We start from the raw sequence: 13,932 nt of genomic DNA, 5'->3' as shown, positions 1-13,932 counted from the left end.
CGCGCCGGCTTTTTTGCGTGAACGGAAATCCCTGGAGGCAATTGCGGTCGATTCCCTTTGTCGGCGCGAAGCTCTAAACTGTTCCGCATGACCGAATCAAAATCCATGATCCTCGGCTGCGCCGGGAAATCACTGACCCGCGACGAGATCCGTTTCTACCGCAACGAATGCCCGTGGGGTTTCATCCTGTTTGCGCGCAATATCGGCGAGACCGAGCAGATCCGCGATCTGGTCGCCGCTATGCGCGACTGCGTCGGGCGCGCGGATGCGCCGGTGTTCATCGACCAGGAGGGCGGCCGGGTGCAGCGCCTGCGGCCGCCGCTGGCGCCGAACTATCCGGCTGCCGGCGCACTCGGCGCCTTATGGCGCGACGACCATGACGCCGGCACCCGTGCCGCCTGGCTGATGGCGCGGCTGCATGCCTTCGATCTGCTGCGCTACGGCATCACGGCGGATTGCCTGCCGGTGCTCGACGTGCCGATCGAGGGCGCCAGCGACGTCATCGGCGCACGCGCCTATGGCAAGGAGCCGCGCGCCGTCATCGAATTGGGTCGCGCCGCGGCGGAAGGCCTGATGGCGGGCGGCGTGCTGCCGGTGATGAAGCATATTCCCGGCCATGGAAGGGCCTTCGCCGACACGCATTTCGAACTGCCGACCGTCGACGCCTCGATCGGCGACCTGCAGCGGCATGATTTTGCCCCGTTCAGGGAGCTCAACCATTTGCCGATGGCGATGACGGCGCATGTCGTCTATAGCGCGATCGACCCGAAGAACCCGGCCACGACATCCGGCAAGGTCATCGAAAAGATCATCCGCGGCGAAATCGGCTTCGACGGCCTGTTGATGAGCGACGACACCTCGATGAAGGCACTTTCTGGGGATTTCCCGTCAAAGGCGGCCGCTATCCTTGCGGCGGGCTGCGATCTGGTCCTTCACTGCAACGGCGTGTTTGAGGAGATGGCCGGCATTGCATCGCGAACGACCGGACTTGAAGGCAAGTCGTTTGAGCGCGCGGAGCGGGCGCTGACCTATATCAGGAACCGTGACGTAGCGGACGAGACCGAGATTCGGGCCGAATTTGCCAGTTATTTCGACGCGGTGGCCTAGCATCAAAGGAAGCGAAGTGGCGGAAACATTGGACCTGAAGGCCGGCAAGGCCGCACCGATGGACCGTCTGTGGGCCGAGAACGACGATTCCCGGTTGACCGGCGATCCCGCTTTGGTCGTCGATGTGGCCGGTTTCGAAGGTCCGCTCGATCTTCTGCTGCATCTTGCCCGCAACCAGAAGGTCGACCTGTCGCGCATCTCGATCCTGGCGCTGGCCGAGCAATATCTGGCCTTCGTCGAGAAGGTGAGGGCGCTGCGGCTGGAGCTTGCCGCCGACTATCTGGTGATGGCGGCATGGCTGGCCTTCCTCAAGTCGAAGCTCCTGATCCCCAAGCAGCCCGGCGACGAAGGCGAAAGCGGCGAGGAACTGGCGGCAGTGCTGCAGTTCCGACTGAAGCGGCTGGAGGCGATGCGCGACGCGGCGGCACGGCTGGTCAACCGCAACCGGCTCGGACGCGACGTGTTTGCGCGCGGCATGCCGGAAATGGTCATCGTCGAGAAGCGAAATGCCTATTCGGCCTCGCTCTACGATTTGTTGACCGCCTATGCCCAGCAGCGCCAAAAGCAGGCGATCACCAATGTGACGATCGCCAGGCGCGGCGTGTGGTCGCTCAAGGATGCGCGTGACGTGCTGATCAGGCTGATCGGGTCGCTGCGCGACTGGACGGCGCTCGACAGTTTCCTGGTCGAATATCTGGCTGGCCCGGAAGAGCGGCGCACCGCTGTCGCCAGCTCGTTTGCCGCAACGCTGGAACTGGTGCGCGAAGGCAAGATGGAGATGCGGCAGGACCAGGTGTTCGCGCCGCTTTATCTGCGCGGCCGCGCTCAAGCCATCAAGATAGTCGAGGTGACACCATGAGCGAACGCGCCAACGCTTCGGTCATTCCGTTCAAGGTCGAGGACGACGCCGAGCAAGGCGCGGTTGCCGAGAACCCGGCACAAAACCAGGGGCAGAATTTGTCGCAGAATCCCGGCGAGCGGCTGCATATGGCGGAGGCCGTACGGATGGCCGAGGCGATCGTATTCGCCAGCGCCGAGCCGGTCAGCGAAAAACAGCTCACTTCGCGGCTGCCCGACGGCATCAACATTGCCGCGGCGATGGCCGAACTGCAGCAGATCTATGCGCGGCGCGGCGTCAATCTGGTGCGCGTCGGCGATGCCTGGGCCTTCCGCACCGCCGGCGACCTCGCCTTCCTGATGAGCCGCGACACGGTGCAGCAGCGCAAGCTGTCCCGCGCTGCCCTCGAAGTGCTGGCGATCATCGCCTACCACCAGCCGGTGACGCGCGCCGAGATCGAGGATATCCGCGGCGTCGAGACGTCAAAGGGGACGCTCGACACGCTGATGGAGACGGAATGGGTGAGAATGCGCGGCCGCCGCCGCACGCCCGGCCGTCCCGTCACCTACGGCACGACGGACATTTTTCTCGACCATTTCGCACTGGAGGAGATCCGCGATCTCCCCGGCATGGAGGAATTGAAGGGTGCAGGATTGCTGTCCGGCCGCATGCCGTCGAATTTCTCGGTGCCGCTGCCGCCGGCCGACCCCGATGCGCTCACCGACGACGAGGATCCGCTGACCGACATCGACCTCGAGGAACTCGGCCTTTTGACGCCGCGCGTTACGGACGATTGAGCCGAGCGCCATCTTTAAGCCACAGCCAGGATGGAACTGCGCCGATTGGTAGCGGGCCGCCGTGCCGAAAGTGCGTGACTTCGGCCACTCATTCATGAACTCTGTCGCAGTTCTGTTTGAATCCGAACCCGAAAGCGCATAGATCAGCGTCTGGGAAACCGTTCGAGAGAGATTTGCTATGGGTTCATTTTCGATTTGGCACTGGATGATCGTTCTGGTGATCGTGCTGCTGGTCTTCGGCCGCGGCAAGATCCCCGAGCTGATGGGCGACATGGCCAAGGGCATCAAGAGCTTCAAGAAGGGCATGGCCGACGACGAGACTGCCGAGGACAAGCGCACCGTCGAACACCGTTCCGACGAGACCGTGTCGGTACCGAAGGAAAAGGCCAGCAAAAGCTGAGCCCAAAACTTTGGTTGGCCAAAACTTGAGTCGGCCTGAAACTTGAGTCGGAACGTATAGCCATGTTCGAAGTCGGCTGGACCGAGATGCTGGTGATCGCGATCGTCATGATCGTGGTCGTCGGGCCCAAGGATTTGCCCAACATGCTGCGCACCTTCGGCCGCACAACGGCGAAGCTGCGCGCCATGGCGTCGGATTTCCAGCGGCAGTTCAACGACGCACTGAAGGAAGCCGAACTCGACGACGTCAAGAAGTCGGTCGATTCGCTGAGAAGCCTCAATCCGGCAGCGGAGATCAGGAAGCAGCTCAATCCATTCGAGCAGGCCGCCGCCGACGTCCGTTCCGGCGTCGATGCCGTGATGAAACCCAAGCCGGCGGTCGAGGCCGCCTCGACAGAGCAGGCAGCCGAGCCGCTGAAGAACGGCGCGACGACGATGCCGGGCGTCAGCCCGCCGGAGCCGACGCCGGCCACGCCGATCTTTCCGGCGATGACGGACGAGTCCGTCGTGGCGCCGGCAGTAGAGGCGCAAACGACTGCAGCGGCCGTGCCGCAAAAAGCGCCGGCGGCAAAGAAGAAGCCGGCGCCCGCGAAAGCCGCGGCTGCCGTGCCGGCCAAGCCGGCAAAGGCCGCTGCGCCAAAGGTCGCCACAAAAGCTGAGCCGAAAGCGCAGTCATCAGCAGCGAAGAAGCCGGCGGCAGCAGCGAAGAAGCCTGCGGCAGCAACGAAGAAGCCGGCCGCCACGAAAACGGCGGGAGCCGCCAAGTGAGCACTTCGGACACGGAAAAGGACGAGATCGAAAAATCGTCGGCTCCGCTGATGGAGCACCTGATCGAGTTGCGCCGGCGGCTGATGTGGTCGATCGGCGGTTTTTTCGTTGCTTTTCTTGTGTGCTTCTTCTTCGCCAAGAAGCTGTTCAACCTGTTGGTGATCCCGTTCAGATGGGCGACCCAATGGGCCGGGCTCGATCCGCACAAGGTCGAGCTGATCTATACGGCGCCGCAGGAGTTCTTCTTTACCCAGGTCAAGCTCGCCATGTTCGGCGGCATGGTCATCGCTTTTCCGTTGATCGCCACGCAGATCTACAAATTCATCGCGCCCGGCCTCTACAAGAACGAGCGCAATGCCTTCCTGCCGTTCCTGATCGCCTCGCCGATCCTGTTTCTGATGGGCGCGTCGCTGGTCTATTTCTTCTTTACGCCGATGGTGATGTGGTTCTTCCTCGCCATGCAGCAGACCGGCACCAACGACCAGGTGCAGATTTCGCTGCTGCCGAAAGTGTCCGAATATCTCAGCCTGATCATGACGCTGATCTTCTCCTTCGGCCTGGTGTTCCAGTTGCCGGTGGTGACAAGCCTGATGACGCGAGTCGGCATGCTGTCGTCGCAAGGGTTGGCCGAGAAGCGCAAATGGGCGATCGTCATCGCCTTCGTCGTGGCGGCGGTGCTGACGCCGCCCGACCCGATGAGCCAGATCGGCCTCGCAATTCCGACGATCCTGCTCTACGAGGTCTCGATCTGGTCGGCTCGCTTGATCGAGCGCAGCAAGGAGCGCGACCGTGTCGCCCGCGAAAAGCAGGACGCCACGGAAGAGGTGGCCGAAAAGCCGGCGGACGCGTCGTCGACGTAGGTGGGGTTACCGGCTGGCATCTTTCTTCCGGCCGCAGCAACTTTGTTCTTGCTTTGTGCCGGCAGCTATGCTACTAATCTGGGTATGGTGCTGATTCGGCGCCGACGACCCGCCCTCTGAGGCGGGTTTTTTTGTTTCAGGTTCCCTTTCGACCAAATGTTGCGAGTGCTGCCGTCTGTGAAGTCGGCGGGACAGATGGCGGCGTGAAGAAACGCCGGCGTTCCCGTCTTGCATCAATGAAAGATGCGGTTTACGCCCTCTGGTCTTTGTTTTGGGCATGTCGTTGCCCCACAACCGCTGCGCATTTTTTGGGCGACATGCCCTCGAGGACGAACAGACCATGCTTGACATCAAATGGATTCGCGACAACCCGAAGGCCCTTGTCGACGCGCTCCAGAAGCGCTCGTGGTCGGCCGAGGCGGCGCAGTCCACCGTCGACGATCTGATCGCTGCGGATGAGGCGCGGCGCGAGCATCTGACCGAGCTGCAGACCAGGCAGGAGCGCCGCAACGCCGCATCGAAGGAGATCGGCAATGCCATGCGCTCGGGCGATGCCGCGCTTGCCGAACGGCTGAAGGCTGAGGTCGGCGAGATCAAGGCCTTCATCCAGAACGGCGAGGCGCGCGAACGCGAACTCGACAAGGCGCTGAACGACGCACTGGCGGTGCTGCCCAACGTGCCGTTCGACGATGTGCCGGTCGGCAAGGACGAGCACGACAACGTCGTCAAGCGCGTCGTCGGCAAGCTGCCGACGCGGCCGAATTGGGTGAAAGAGCATTTCGAGATCGGCGAAGCGCTCGGCATGATGGATTTCGAGCACGCGGCAAGGCTTTCCGGCTCGCGCTTCACGGTGCTCAAGAACCAGCTGGCGCGCATGGAGCGCGCACTCGGCCAGTTCATGCTCGACCTGCATACCACCGAGCACGGCTACGAGGAGATCGTCCCGCCGCTGATGGTGCGCGACGAGGCGCTTTTCGGGACTGGGCAGCTGCCAAAGTTTGAGGAAGATTTGTTCTTCGCCCGGCATGGGGATGGCAGGCTTGGCCTAATCCCCACCGCCGAAGTCCCACTCACCAATCTCGTGCGCGAGGAGATCACGCCGCACGAAAAACTGCCGCTGCGCTATACCGCGCTGACGCCGTGCTTCCGCTCCGAGGCGGGTTCGGCCGGCCGCGACACGCGCGGCATGCTGCGTCAGCACCAGTTCAATAAGGTCGAGCTGGTGTCGATCACCGATCAGGACTCGTCGATTGCCGAGCACGAGCGCATGACCGAATGCGCCGAGGAGGTGCTGAAGCGGCTGGGCCTGCCGTTCCGCACCATGACGCTGTGCACCGGCGACATGGGCTTTGGCGCGCGCAAGACCTACGATATCGAGGTCTGGCTGCCCGGCCAGAATACCTATCGCGAAATCTCGTCGTGCTCGGTATGCGGCGATTTCCAGGCCCGGCGCATGGACGCCCGCTACAAGGACAAGGATGGCAAGGGCAACCGCTTCGTCCACACGCTGAACGGTTCGGGCACCGCCGTCGGCCGCGCTCTGATCGCCGTCATCGAAAATTACCAGAACGAGGACGGCAGCGTAACCATTCCTGAAGCGCTTCGGCCTTACATGGGCGGTCTGGAAAAGATCGAATCGAAATAATGCGCATCCTTCTGACCAACGACGACGGCATCCATGCCGAGGGCCTTGCATCACTCGAACGCATCGCCCGCACGCTGTCGGACGACGTCTGGGTGGTGGCACCGGAACAGGACCAGTCCGGCTATGCGCATTCGCTGTCGATCTCGGAGCCGCTGCGCCTGAGGAAAATCGGCGAAAAACACTTTGCCGTGCGCGGCACGCCGACCGACTGCGTCATCATGGGCGTGAAGAAGATCCTGCCCGAAGCGCCCGACCTGATCCTGTCCGGCGTCAATTCCGGCGCCAACATCGCCGACGACGTCACCTATTCGGGCACGGTCGCCGGTGCCATGGAAGGCGCGCTGCTCGGCGTGCGATCGATCGCCATCAGCCAGGCCTATTCCTATGTCGGCGAGGATCGCGTCGTTCCCTATGAGACAACCGAGGCGCTGGCGCCGGCGCTGCTCCAAAAGCTCGTCGCCATGCCGTTGCCGGACGGCGTGCTGCTCAACGTCAATTTTCCGAATTGTGCGCCGGAAGAGATCGCCGGAACTGTGGTCACTTCGCAGGGCAAGCTGGTCCACAGCCTGTGGGTCGACGAGCGGCGCGACGGGCGCGGCCTGCCTTACTACTGGCTGCGCTTCGGCCGCGAGCCGGTCGAGGGCAAGCAAGGCAGCGACCTCCATGCCTTGCGCAATCGGCTGGTGTCGGTGACGCCGCTGCAGCTCGATCTCACCGCGCATGAAATCCGCGATCAACTGGCCAAGGCGCTCGCATGAACTTGAATCACGCTGCAACGTTCGACGAACGCGAAGGTTTCGCTGCCTTCCTGCTTCGCCTGCGCGGCAGGGGCACGGTGCCGAAGGCGCTGATCGCCGCCTTCGAGGCGACGCCGCGGCGCGGCTTCCTGTCTCCGCATTTCCACTCGATTGCCTGGTCCGACCGTATGCTGCCAATCGAATGCGGCGAGGCCATCGAAGGCGCCGACCTGCAGGCGGCGGTGATCGCGGCACTTGCCATCGAACCGGGCAACCGCGTGCTCGAGATCGGCACCGGGTCCGGCTACACGGCGGCGGTGATGTCGCGGCTTGCCGCGCGGATCGTCACCATCGACCGTTACAAGACGCTGGCCGAACAGGCCCGGCAGCGTCTCGAGGCACTCGCCATCGGCAACGTCATCGTGCGCCAGGCGGACGGTTCCAACGGGCTGGCCAACGAAGCGCCGTTCGACCGCATCGTCGCCTGGGCGGCCTTCGACAGCCTGCCGCGTTTCCTGCTCGACCAATTGTCGAGCGGCGGCATCGTCATTGCGCCCATCGGACCCGACGAGGGCGAGCAGGTGCTGGCCAAGCTGACCAAGGTCGGCAGCCGCTTCGAACGCGAGGATATCGGCCTGGTGCGTCTGCAGCCGATCCTGCGCAGTGTCGCGGCGGTGATTTGATATCCTAACCATCGGCCGCTTGGCGGCAGCCGAAGCCTGGTGCTTCGTCATCCTGGGGCGCAGCGAGGAGCGGAGCGACACAGCGCAGACCCTAGGATCCATGCCACGCCCTTGAGGCGTTGCAAGGGTGCAGAATTCTGCTCCGCCGCATTCTTCGGCCAATGTCACGGAATGGATCCCAGGGTCTCCGCGACGGAGCTCCGCTCCTGCTCCGCCCTAGGATGACGAAGCTGAGAGCCTTCCTCGAAACATTTTAAGAAAATTTGCGTCTGATTCTACAGGTTTAACCGACCGGTAACATTAACGCGCTTTAATCAGGTTCAGTTGTACCGGGTCTGTGCGGGTTAGTGCGATGCAATTCAGTGTTTTGAAGGCAAACGGACGCAATCTGGCGCGTGGCTGCGCCGTCCTCATGATTGCAGGCGCTGCGACGGGGTGTAGTTCCCAGGTGGCGCGGTTCAACAGCGTCGACGACGTGTTCACCGCCTCGACCAACAACCAGCGCGCCATCATCGACAAGCAGGATGCTGCCCAGCCCTATCCGGGCGATGTTGCGGCCGCGCCGATCGACGGCAGCCACACCCAGTCGGTCAGCCGCTCAAGCCTCGAACCGGTTACGGCGCAGCAATTGCCGCCGCCGGCTCCCGCCCTGGCACCCGCCGCTCGCCCGGTGCGTACCGCTGCCGCGCCGGCCCTGGCGCCTGCCGCTCCTCGTGTCGACAGGACGGCAACCGGCACCGTCGCTCCTGCGGCAAGGCCGTTCAAGAACGCCGAGCCCGACGCGCCGCGCGTGGCGACGGCCGCCGGCGCACCGCATGCAACCGAGATCGTCGTCAAGGACGGTGAGACCATTTCCGGCCTGTCGCGGCGCTACGGCGTGCCGGCCGACGCCATCATGAAAGTGAACGGGCTGAGCGCGACCAAAGGGCTGAAGACCGGCCAGAAGCTCGTCATCCCGGCCTATGCGTATTCGAGCAACGGCGCCGCGCCGAAAGTCGCCGACGCCAAGCCCGCGAACGGCACCAGGCACGACCAGCCGGCCGATGCGCCGGAGAAGGTGGCCGTGCTGCCGCAGCAGCCGAAGGTCAGGGAAGGCAAGTCCGCCGCGCAGGTGGATGCCTCGGCTGCCGCAAGCCAGCCGAAGGATGGAAAGGCCGCGCCAAAAACTGCTTCGGCGACGGCCAAGCCGGCCGGAGCCGGCGGCACCTACACGGTTCAGCAAGGCGATACGCTGTCCGCCATCGCCAGGAAGACCGGCGTCGGCGTCGTTGCGCTGAAGCAGGCGAACGGCATGCAGGATGGACTGCTCAAGATCGGCCAGACCCTGAAAGTGCCGGCAGGCGGAACCGCTGTCGTCGCCAGTGCGAAGCCGGCAAAGGTCGATCCGGTGACGACGGCCACCACCCAGCCGCCGGCCAAGGGCACGCCGACGCAGACGCTCGCCTCCTACACGCCGCCGAAGAAGGACGCGAAAGTCATCCAGCAGGCCGAGGACGACGATGCGGTGGCGCCGGATGCAACCGGCATCGGCAAGATGCGCTGGCCGGTGCGCGGCCGCGTGATTTCCAGCTTCGGCGGCGGCAAGGACGGCGTCGACATCGCCGTGCCTGAGGGGACGCCGGTCAAGGCAGCCGAAAACGGTGTCGTCATCTATGCCGGAGACGGCCTCAAGGAATTCGGCAACACAGTGCTGGTGCGTCACGAAAACGGTCTGGTCACCGTCTACGGCCATGCCAGCTCGATCGAGGTGCAGCGCGGCCAGAAGGTCAAGCGCGGCCAGGAAATCGCCCTGTCCGGCATGAGCGGCACCACCGACTCGCCGAAACTGCATTTCGAAGTGCGCAAGAACTCGGCGCCGGTCGATCCGTCGGGTTATCTCGAATAGAGAAAAATCCGATTTTGCGGGCCGCCTGACCTTCAGCCCGCCGAGGAAGTCCGCTCCGCAAGGTGCGGGCTTCTTCTGTTGCCAGTCCTTGAGCGGCTAGTCCTTGAGCGATTTTCCGAGCCGGCCTGCCAGATCCTGGGTGAACTGCCAGGCGACGCGGCCCGAACGGCTGCCGCGGGTCGTCGCCCATTCCAGCGCCTCGGCGCGCAGCGTCTCGGGATCGATGGCCAGATCATGATGGCGGACATAGCCATCGATCATGTCGAGATATTCGTCCTGCGAACATTTGTGGAAGCCAAGCCACAGGCCGAAGCGGTCCGACAGCGAAACCTTCTCCTCGACCGCTTCCGACGGGTTGATCGCCGTCGAGCGCTCATTGTCGATCATGTCGCGCGGCAACAGATGCCGCCGGTTCGAGGTGGCATAGAAAATGACATTGGCCGGGCGGCCTTCGACGCCGCCTTCAAGTGCTGCCTTCAGCGATTTGTAGGATGTGTCGTCATGGTCGAATGACAGGTCGTCGCAAAACAAGATGAAGCGAAACGGCGCTGCCTTCAGCAGGCCCATCAGCTTCGGCAGCGTGTCGATGTCTTCGCGGTGGATCTCGATAAGCTTGAGCGGCACGTCGGGCTTCGCCGAAGCGTTGACCGAGGCGTGTACCGCCTTGACCAGCGACGATTTGCCCATGCCGCGCGCGCCCCATAACAGCACGTTGTTGGCAGCGTAGCCGGAGGCGAAGCGCTCGGTGTTGTCGACCAATATGTCGCGGACGCGGTCGACGCCGCGGATCAGGCCGATATCGACGCGGTTGACCTTGCGCACCGGTTCCAGATAGCCGGGATCGGCCTGCCAGACGAAGCAATCGGCCTCGCGGAGGTCGGTTTGAGGCACCGGCGGCGGGGCGAGGCGGGCGACCGCCTCGATCAGGCGGTCGAGCTTCTGGTGCAGGATATCGATAGGGCTGTCGGTCATCTCTTGTCTTTTTGTTTCGCGTTTTGTTTCGCGTTCAGGACGGTGCGGTAGGGCAACCTACCTGATTTCAGCGGTTTCGAAACTCGTCCCAAGCATTTGTTCGGGCATGATCTTTTGCGAAAACCGAGCATCGCTTTTCGTGATCACCCTCTAACACGGCTCACCAGGCCGGAAAAGCAGCCGATTTGCCCGGCAGCGCAGTTGCATTGGCAACGTTACCGACTATATTCCGGCCAAATTTGGCGGGGCCGCCTTGCGGCTGTTTTTCAAAGTTCAGGAGTACCTCGATGTTCGTGACACCGGCATACGCCCAAGGCATCGGCGGGGACTCGTCCGCAATGTTTATCCAGATCGTGCCGTTTGCTCTGATTTTCGTGATCATGTATTTTCTGATCATCCGGCCGCAGCGCACGCAGCTGAAGAAGCGCGGCGAGATGCTGGCGGCGGTTCGCCGCGGCGACACCGTTGTCACTGGCGGCGGCTTGGTCGGCAAGGTTACCAAGGTGATCGACGACAACGAGCTCGAGATCGACCTTGGCGGCGGCACCAAGGTGACGGCGCTGCGCTCGACGCTTGCCGACGTGCGCGTCAAGGGCGAGCCGGTGGCGAACCAGAACGCCAAGAAATAACCGAATTGTCGGCGGAACGATCCGCCAGTACGCCCTGACGGACGACGCCATATGCTTTATTTTTCGCGCTTCAAGATGATCCTGATCTGGCTGGCCGTGGCCGCCACAGTGGTCCTCGCTGCGCCCAACCTTTTTTCCGCCAGCACGCTGGCCAAGCTGCCCGACTGGGTGCCGAAGCGGCAGATGACGCTTGGCCTCGACCTGCAGGGCGGCTCGCATATCCTGCTCAGGATGGATCCGAACGATCTGATCAAAGATCGGCTGGAGACGACGCGCGACGAAATCAGGACGCTGCTGCGCGATGCCAAGATCGGCTATACCGGCCTTGCCGGAACGGGCCGCACGGTGCAGGTCCGCATCACCGATCCCGCACAGATCGAGGCTGCCAAGAAGGCGTTGAAGACGTTGACCGATCCGGTGGCGGCCGGCTTGTTCAGCGGCGGCTCGATCCAGGAGATGACGCTGGATGATTCCGAGCCCGGCCTGCTCAAGTTCACCGTCACCGATGCGGGCATCAAATATCGTACTTCGGCAGCGCTGACGCAGTCGATCGAGGTCGTCGCCCGCCGCGTCAATGAACTCGGCACGACCGAGCCGATCGTGCAGCGGCAAGGTGACGACCGCATCCTGGTGCAGGTGCCGGGTCTCCAAGACCCGCAACGGCTGAAGGAAATTCTTGGCCAGACCGCCAAGCTGACCTTCCAGATGGTCGACCAATCGATGCCGGTGCAGGACGCGCTGAACGGCCGTCCGCCGCCGGGATCCTCGGTGCTGTATTCGCAGGACGACCCGCCGGTTCCGTATCTGATCGAGAACCGCGTCATCGTTTCGGGTGAAAACCTCGTCGATGCCCAGGCGACGTTCAACTCCCAGAACAACGAGCCGGTTGTTTCGTTTCGCTTCGATTCGAAAGGGGCGCAGCGGTTCGGCCAGGCGACATCACAGAACGTCGGCAAGCTGTTTGCCATCATCCTCGACAATCAGGTGATTTCGGCACCGCAGATCCGCGAACCGATCCCCGGCGGCACCGGCCAGATATCGGGGAATTTCACCGCTGAGAGCGCCAACGACCTCGCCGTGCTGCTGCGCGCCGGCGCCTTGCCGGCGACGCTGACGGTGATCGAGGAGCGCACGGTGGGCCCTGGCCTCGGACAGGATTCCATTCATGCCGGCAAAATCGCCGGCATCATCGGTTCGATCCTGGTTGTGGCGTTCATGTTCGTCGCCTACGGCTTCTTCGGCTTCCTCGCCAACATCGCGCTGGCGGTGCATGTGGCGATGATCGTCGGGCTGCTGTCGCTGCTTGGAGCGACGCTGACCTTGCCCGGTATCGCCGGTATCGTGCTGACCATCGGCATGGCGGTCGATTCCAACGTGCTGATCTATGAACGCATCCGCGAGGAGCGACGTGCCGGCCGCTCGGTCATCCAGGCGATCGATACCGGTTTCAGCAAGGCGCTGGCCACAATCGTCGATTCCAACGTCACCTCGCTGATCGCGACCGTGGTGCTGTTCTATCTCGGCACCGGGCCGGTGAAGGGCTTTGCCGTCACCTATGCCATCGGCATCCTGACCACGGTCTTCACCGCCTTCACCTTCACCCGCCTGCTGGTGTCGATCTGGCTTCGCCGGGCCCGTCCGAAGGAGTTGCCGCGGGCGCCTGTGACTTTCGTTCCGCCCGGAACGAAAATTCCGTTTATGGGCATCCGCCGCTGGACGTTCACGCTGTCCAGCGTGCTTTCAGTCCTGTCGGTCGTCGGGTTCATGACCATCGACATCAATTACGGCATCGATTTCAAGGGCGGCTCGCTGATCGAGGTGCAGTCCAAGACCGGCAATGCCGATCTGGCCGACATCCGCGGCAGGCTGACGGAACTCAATATCGGTGAGGTGCAGGTTCAGCAGTTCGGCGAGCCGAACGACGTGCTGATCCGCGTCGGTACGCAGGAGGGCGGCGAGAATGCCGAGCAGACCGTCATCGACAAGGTGCGCGGCGAACTGCAAGACCAGTACGATTTCCGCCGCGTCGAAGTGGTCGGGCCGACGGTCTCGGGCGAGCTTGCCAAGCAAGGCACCATCGCCATGCTTGTCGCGCTGCTCGGCATCCTGATCTATGTCTGGTTCCGCTTCGAATGGCAGTTCGCGGTCGGCGCCATCGTTGCGACCGTGCATGACGTGGTCATGACGATCGGCTTCTTCGTCATTACCGGCCTGGAATTCAACCAGTCGTCGCTGGCGGCGATCCTCACCATCATCGGTTATTCGCTCAACGATACGATCGTCGTCTATGACCGTGTTCGCGAGGATCTGCGAAAATACAAGCGAATGCCGCTGCCGCAATTGCTGAACAACGCCATCAACGAGACGCTGTCGAGGACGACGCTGACCTCGGTGACGACGATCCTGGCGCTGCTGGCGCTGGTGCTGTTCGGCGGCGAGGTGATCCGCTCGTTCACCATGGCCATGCTGTTTGGCGTCGTGTTCGGCACCTATTCGTCGATCTTTATCGCCGCGCCACTGCTTATCCTGTTCAAGCTGCGGCCGCAGGCCACAGCATCCGATGAGGAAAAGCCGGTGGGCGGCGGCAAAGCCATAGCCACCTGACGGCTTGC

14 protein-coding genes are annotated in these 13,932 nt (G+C 63.1%); 12 read left to right on the top strand and 2 right to left on the bottom strand.

The window, feature by feature from the left end; translation table 11 throughout:
- Nucleotides 1-87 precede the first annotated feature (87 nt).
- The 10 genes from nagZ (at nucleotide 88) to NKI01_RS01480 (ending at nucleotide 9,719) form a co-directional block, all read left to right on the top strand.
- A complete protein-coding gene (nagZ, locus tag NKI01_RS01525; protein WP_254818318.1) occupies nucleotides 88-1,107 on the top strand; it encodes a beta-N-acetylhexosaminidase in 1,020 nt (339 codons plus the stop codon).
- Between the two features lie 58 nt (nucleotides 1,108-1,165).
- Nucleotides 1,166-1,966: a segregation and condensation protein A gene (locus tag NKI01_RS01520; RefSeq protein WP_352482297.1), complete on the top strand. Its 801-nt coding sequence runs from the start codon at nucleotides 1,166-1,168 to the stop codon at nucleotides 1,964-1,966.
- Nucleotides 1,963-2,742: an SMC-Scp complex subunit ScpB gene (scpB, locus tag NKI01_RS01515; RefSeq protein WP_023720059.1), complete on the top strand. Its 780-nt coding sequence runs from the start codon at nucleotides 1,963-1,965 to the stop codon at nucleotides 2,740-2,742. Before NKI01_RS01520 ends, scpB begins: the two co-directional genes overlap by 4 nt.
- A 178-nt stretch (nucleotides 2,743-2,920) precedes the next feature.
- Nucleotides 2,921-3,142, top strand: a complete 222-nt coding sequence (locus NKI01_RS01510; RefSeq protein WP_023678929.1) for a twin-arginine translocase TatA/TatE family subunit — start codon at nucleotides 2,921-2,923, stop codon at nucleotides 3,140-3,142.
- A gap of 62 nt (nucleotides 3,143-3,204) precedes the next feature.
- A complete protein-coding gene (gene tatB, locus NKI01_RS01505) occupies nucleotides 3,205-3,909 on the top strand; it encodes a Sec-independent protein translocase protein TatB (protein WP_023720060.1) in 705 nt (234 codons plus the stop codon).
- Nucleotides 3,906-4,769, top strand: coding sequence for a twin-arginine translocase subunit TatC (tatC, locus tag NKI01_RS01500; RefSeq protein ID WP_023720061.1), 864 nt, complete (start codon nucleotides 3,906-3,908; stop codon nucleotides 4,767-4,769). The genes tatB and tatC overlap by 4 nt, the downstream gene beginning before the upstream one ends.
- A gap of 340 nt (nucleotides 4,770-5,109) precedes the next feature.
- A complete protein-coding gene (gene serS, locus NKI01_RS01495) occupies nucleotides 5,110-6,414 on the top strand; it encodes a serine--tRNA ligase (protein WP_352482130.1) in 1,305 nt (434 codons plus the stop codon).
- The gene (gene surE / locus NKI01_RS01490) at nucleotides 6,414-7,172 is read left to right on the top strand and encodes a 5'/3'-nucleotidase SurE (RefSeq protein WP_352482131.1); all 759 of its coding nucleotides are present in this window, start codon (nucleotides 6,414-6,416) and stop codon (nucleotides 7,170-7,172) included. Before serS ends, surE begins: the two co-directional genes overlap by 1 nt.
- On the top strand, nucleotides 7,169-7,834 hold the full coding sequence (locus NKI01_RS01485) for a protein-L-isoaspartate(D-aspartate) O-methyltransferase (RefSeq protein WP_031194310.1): 666 nt from the start codon (nucleotides 7,169-7,171) through the stop codon (nucleotides 7,832-7,834). Before surE ends, NKI01_RS01485 begins: the two co-directional genes overlap by 4 nt.
- Nucleotides 7,835-8,186: 352 nt before the next feature.
- Entirely contained in the window at nucleotides 8,187-9,719 is a 1,533-nt protein-coding gene (locus tag NKI01_RS01480) for a peptidoglycan DD-metalloendopeptidase family protein (protein WP_352482134.1), read from the top strand.
- A gap of 96 nt (nucleotides 9,720-9,815) precedes the next feature.
- On the opposite strand, the gene NKI01_RS01475 is transcribed toward NKI01_RS01480, so the two are convergent.
- On the bottom strand, nucleotides 9,816-10,691 hold the full coding sequence (locus tag NKI01_RS01475; protein WP_023720180.1) for an ATP-binding protein: 876 nt from the start codon (nucleotides 10,689-10,691) through the stop codon (nucleotides 9,816-9,818).
- Nucleotides 10,692-10,851: 160 nt separating this feature from the next.
- On the bottom strand, nucleotides 10,852-11,073 hold the full coding sequence (locus NKI01_RS01470) for a hypothetical protein (protein WP_210164500.1): 222 nt from the start codon (nucleotides 11,071-11,073) through the stop codon (nucleotides 10,852-10,854).
- Here NKI01_RS01470 and yajC point away from each other — a divergent pair.
- Nucleotides 10,979-11,320, top strand: a complete 342-nt coding sequence (gene yajC / locus NKI01_RS01465) for a preprotein translocase subunit YajC (protein ID WP_023678921.1) — start codon at nucleotides 10,979-10,981, stop codon at nucleotides 11,318-11,320. The genes NKI01_RS01470 and yajC overlap by 95 nt on opposite strands.
- Nucleotides 11,321-11,371: 51 nt before the next feature.
- Complete coding sequence (gene secDF / locus NKI01_RS01460; protein WP_352961620.1) at nucleotides 11,372-13,924, top strand: protein translocase subunit SecDF; 2,553 nt, start codon at nucleotides 11,372-11,374, stop codon at nucleotides 13,922-13,924.
- Nucleotides 13,925-13,932 lie beyond the last annotated feature (8 nt).

Origin of the sequence: Mesorhizobium sp. M0815 (assembly GCF_040319995.1) — a bacterium.
Taxonomy (GTDB): domain Bacteria; phylum Pseudomonadota; class Alphaproteobacteria; order Rhizobiales; family Rhizobiaceae; genus Mesorhizobium.
This window is presented reverse-complemented; position numbering and strand designations above follow the sequence as displayed.

Coding starts and splice junctions, on each gene's coding strand:
- nagZ (WP_254818318.1), top strand. CDS start 88: ATGACCGAATCAAAATCCATGATCCTCGGCTGCGCCGGGAAATCACTG.
- NKI01_RS01520 (WP_352482297.1), top strand. CDS start 1,166: ATGGACCGTCTGTGGGCCGAGAACGACGATTCCCGGTTGACCGGCGAT.
- scpB (WP_023720059.1), top strand. CDS start 1,963: ATGAGCGAACGCGCCAACGCTTCGGTCATTCCGTTCAAGGTCGAGGAC.
- NKI01_RS01510 (WP_023678929.1), top strand. CDS start 2,921: ATGGGTTCATTTTCGATTTGGCACTGGATGATCGTTCTGGTGATCGTG.
- tatB (WP_023720060.1), top strand. CDS start 3,205: ATGTTCGAAGTCGGCTGGACCGAGATGCTGGTGATCGCGATCGTCATG.
- serS (WP_352482130.1), top strand. CDS start 5,110: ATGCTTGACATCAAATGGATTCGCGACAACCCGAAGGCCCTTGTCGAC.
- surE (WP_352482131.1), top strand. CDS start 6,414: ATGCGCATCCTTCTGACCAACGACGACGGCATCCATGCCGAGGGCCTT.
- NKI01_RS01485 (WP_031194310.1), top strand. CDS start 7,169: ATGAACTTGAATCACGCTGCAACGTTCGACGAACGCGAAGGTTTCGCT.
- NKI01_RS01480 (WP_352482134.1), top strand. CDS start 8,187: ATGCAATTCAGTGTTTTGAAGGCAAACGGACGCAATCTGGCGCGTGGC.
- NKI01_RS01475 (WP_023720180.1), bottom strand. CDS start 10,691: ATGACCGACAGCCCTATCGATATCCTGCACCAGAAGCTCGACCGCCTG.
- yajC (WP_023678921.1), top strand. CDS start 10,979: ATGTTCGTGACACCGGCATACGCCCAAGGCATCGGCGGGGACTCGTCC.
- NKI01_RS01470 (WP_210164500.1), bottom strand. CDS start 11,073: ATGATCACGAAAATCAGAGCAAACGGCACGATCTGGATAAACATTGCG.
- secDF (WP_352961620.1), top strand. CDS start 11,372: ATGCTTTATTTTTCGCGCTTCAAGATGATCCTGATCTGGCTGGCCGTG.